This window comes from Amycolatopsis antarctica, from assembly GCF_002262875.1.
GTDB classification, from domain to species: domain Bacteria; phylum Actinomycetota; class Actinomycetes; order Mycobacteriales; family Pseudonocardiaceae; genus Amycolatopsis; species Amycolatopsis antarctica.
Genome location: NZ_NKYE01000041.1, coordinates 1 through 1,278, shown reverse-complemented (window position 1 = coordinate 1,278; position 1,278 = coordinate 1). Strand labels below are relative to the sequence as shown.

The following is a 1,278-nucleotide window of genomic DNA, read 5'->3' as shown; positions in this document are numbered from 1 at the left end:
GGGGCTGCTGAATGATTCTGTGACAGCAGGTTAGGCCGCCGTTGTGGCGGTCTGGGTCATGATGGCTTCGTACTCGATGGGGGTCAATCTGCCGAGTCGTGCTTGGCGGCGTCGGCGGTGGTAGGTGCGTTCGATCCAGGTGACGATCGCGATTCGGAGTTCCTCGCGGTTGGTCCAGCGGTGGCGGTCGAGAACATTGCGTTGCAGGAGGCTGAAGAAGCTCTCCATGGCGGCGTTGTCTCCGGCGGAGCCGACTTGGCCCATTGAGCCGCGTATCTGGTGGCGCCACAGCGATTGCTGCAGCTTGCGTGAGCGAAACTGACCGCCTCTGTCGGAGTGCAGCGTGCAGTTCGCGACGGTCCCGCCACGTCGGGCGACTGCGGACTCCAGCGCGTCGACCGCCAACTGGGAGGTCATGCGGTCGGCGATGGAGTAGCCCACGATCCGGTTGGACCACACATCCTTGACCGCGCAAATGTAGAGCTTGCCCTCGTTCGTCGGGTGTTCGGAGATATCGGTCAACCACAAGCGATTCGGCTCATCCGCGGTGAATTCGCGACACACCAAATCTTCGTGCGCCGGCGTACCGACACGGCCCTTCCTACCGCGACGCTTCTTGCCGAACACGCACCACCACTCATTCGCCGAGCAGATTTTCCACACCGTGCGGTCTGACACCTCGTGACCGGCTGCGGTGACCTCGTCGAACAACAGCCGGTAGCCGAACTCGGGATCATCGCGATGGGCAGCGAAGATCGCGTTCGCCACGTAAGCCTCGGCCAGTTCGGCGGCGGTCACGGGGTTGGCCAGCCAGGCGTAGTAGTGCTGGCGATGGAGTTTCAACACCCGACACGACACCGCCACCGGCACCCGGTTCCGGGCACCGGCGGCGGCCAACTCCTTCACGAGCGGGTAGAGCCTTTTCCCGGCAGCTGAGCCTGTGACAGATACGCCGCCGCGCGGCGCAGGACCTCGTTCTCCTGCTCCAGCAGCCGATTACGGCGCTTGAGCTCACGCAACTCCCGCGCCGCATCCGAGGTGACACCAGGCTTGACACCGTCTTCGACATCGACCGCTCGCAGCCACTTCTGCAACGTCATCGGATGGACACCGAAATCGTTCGCGATCTGCTCGATCGTCACACCCGGCTCACGACTCCGCGCGACCCGCACGACGTCCTCACGGAACTCACGGGGATAGGGCTTGGGCACAGCGACATCCTTCCAGCCTGCACATCAGCAAGCGATCTCAGATGTCACAGATCCCTTCAGCAGCCCC

General features: G+C 63.5%; 1 protein-coding gene. It reads right to left on the bottom strand.

The window, feature by feature from the left end; translation table 11 throughout:
* Positions 1-30: 30 nt before the first annotated feature.
* Positions 31-1,211 (bottom strand): IS3 family transposase gene (locus CFN78_RS28340; RefSeq protein ID WP_240519750.1). Its coding sequence is split into 2 segments (ribosomal slippage): positions 31-924 and positions 927-1,211, totalling 1,179 coding nucleotides; the frame shifts between segments, so codons are not numbered across the junction.
* Between the last annotated feature and the right edge of the window lie 67 nt (positions 1,212-1,278).